The organism is Desulfobulbus elongatus DSM 2908, from assembly GCF_000621145.1.
Lineage (GTDB): Bacteria > Desulfobacterota > Desulfobulbia > Desulfobulbales > Desulfobulbaceae > Desulfobulbus > Desulfobulbus elongatus.
On the sequence record NZ_JHZB01000082.1, the window covers coordinates 1 to 2137 of the forward strand.

The 2137-nt window shown below is 55.8% G+C and carries 2 protein-coding genes; both read left to right on the forward strand.

Annotated features, from left to right (window positions below; genetic code table 11):
- Window positions 1–118: 118 nt before the first annotated feature.
- The gene (locus Q362_RS0117660) at window positions 119–691 is read left to right on the forward strand and encodes a type 1 glutamine amidotransferase domain-containing protein (protein WP_211248540.1); all 573 of its coding nucleotides are present in this window, start codon (window positions 119–121) and stop codon (window positions 689–691) included.
- An 83-nt stretch (window positions 692–774) separates the two neighbouring features.
- Window positions 775–1872: an NADH:flavin oxidoreductase/NADH oxidase gene (locus Q362_RS0117665; protein ID WP_028319694.1), complete on the forward strand. Its 1098-nt coding sequence runs from the start codon at window positions 775–777 to the stop codon at window positions 1870–1872.
- Window positions 1873–2137 lie beyond the last annotated feature (265 nt).

The following is a 2137-nucleotide window of genomic DNA, read 5'->3' on the forward strand; positions in this document are numbered from 1 at the left end:
GATGACACGTTCATCTGCATGATTTATCTGCTGGCCGCCCCGATACAAAATCTGGTCAAATCCACTTGAAACGACGAAGAGCCGAAAACCAACAGGCATCTGGCTGGAGGAATACACCGTGCCATACCTGCTTTTTTCCCGGGCTGGCTATGCCGTGACCGTGGCCAGCCTCAAGGGGGGGCGGGCGCCTATCGATCCGGGCAGCGTACGGGGAGAAAGCCCGGAAGAGTGGAAGAACGCCATAACCCTGCTTGCTGACACCAGGCCGATTGATACCGTGTCGGTCAAGGATTTTGATGCCATCTTTTTCCCTGGTGGCCACGGCGCCATGTTTGATCTCGCAGACAACCAGCAGATCAAGCATCTGCTTACCGAATTTGAACGGGAAGGCAAGGTGATTGCTGCGGTGTGCCACGGCCCTGCTGGCCTCGTGGGAGCCAAAAGGGCGGACGGAACCTCCCTGGTTGCCGGGATGACCATCACTTCATTTACAGATGCCGAAGAGTCTGCGGCGGGAAAAGTTGCTGATGTGCCTTTTCTGCTTGAATCAAAGCTTCGCGAAGAGGGCGGCAGGTTTATCGTGGGCGAACCTTGGGCCAGCCATGTGCAGGTAGACGGCAAGCTGGTCACCGGCCAGAACCCGGCCTCCAGCAAGGCCACGGCAGAAGCGGTCATCAGGCTGTTGCAATGAAGACAAAGAGTAAGCCAGCCGAATGGCTGAGAATAGTGTCCGGCTGGCGTTTTATTATTATCTATTTTTGAGAGGATGATACGATGTCCCGTTTATTTTCACCGTTTTCGTTAAAAGACCTGACGTTGCGCAACCGGATCGCAGTCCCGCCGATGTGCCAGTATTCGGCAACGGACGGCATTCCCAACGAATGGCACCTGGCTCATTACACCCAGATCGCAAGGGGCGGCGCCGGACTCGTCATTGTCGAGGCCACGGCGGTTGCCCCGGAAGGCCGCATTACCCCCGCCTGCCTTGGCCTCTGGAATGAGCAGCAGGCGCAGGCTCACGCCAGCATCGCTCGCGCCATCAAACAGGCCGGAGCTGTCCCTGGCATACAGATTGGTCATGCAGGCCGTAAAGGCAGCGCCAATCGCCCCTGGGAAGGTGATGATCACCTGGTGGAATCTGATCCCCGCGGGTGGACGACAATTTCGCCATCGGCAGTCGCCTTTGGCGCGAATCTGCCCAAGGTGCCGAGAGAGATGACTCTTGCCGATATTCAGAGAGTTCAGGAGGATTTCGTTACCGCTGCCAAACGAGCCCTGGAAGCCGGTTACGAGTGGCTTGAGCTTCATTTTGCTCATGGCTATCTTGCCCAGAGTTTTTTCAGTGTGCACGCCAACAAACGAACGGATGCCTATGGTGGCGATGCGCAAGGCCGGAGCCGCTTTCTCCTCGAGACCATGGCAGCCGTGCGCAAGGTATGGCCGGAACGCCTGCCGTTCACCATCCGCTTTGGTGTCATTGAATATGATGGCCGCGACGAGGAAACCCTGGCCGAAGCCATTGCCCTGAGCAAGCAATTCCGCGAAGGCGGGCTGGATCTCCTGAATGTCAGCATGGGTTTCACAACACCAGCTGCGAATATTCCTTGGGGGCCTGCCTTTCTTGCTCCAATAGCGGAGAGAGTACGCAGGGAAACCGGTTTACCGGTAGCCTCGGCCTGGGGTTTTGGTCGTCCTGATCTGGCGGAAAACGCAATTAAAAACAACCAACTCGACTTGGTCATGATCGGACGGGCGCATCTGGAAAATCCTCACTGGCCCTATCATGCCGCCATAAGCCTGGGCATCGACAAACCGTCATGGGTGTTGCCCGCTCCTTACGCCCATTGGCTTGAACGGTATCACAAGCTGTAATCAAACGGCACAATGTATGCGGATTTTTATCGGCAGCATGAACCTTTGGGCCGCGTCCTTTTTAGGGTGAACACCGGACAAATCGTTTTTCGCGGCTGCCAGAGCAATTATGCGTAGTTGCACGGTGCACAGGAAAGATGGCTGAAGGGAGGAAGAGCCTGAGTATATAATAAGTGCTTATCCAGAAATAAATTGCTCGCAATTTTCCCACCTCCGGCTAATATCCGTTGAAACCAAGCAACGGGGGGAGAAATGGCAGGCATCA

Coding starts and splice junctions, on each gene's coding strand:
- Q362_RS0117665 (WP_028319694.1), top strand. CDS start 775: ATGTCCCGTTTATTTTCACCGTTTTCGTTAAAAGACCTGACGTTGCGC.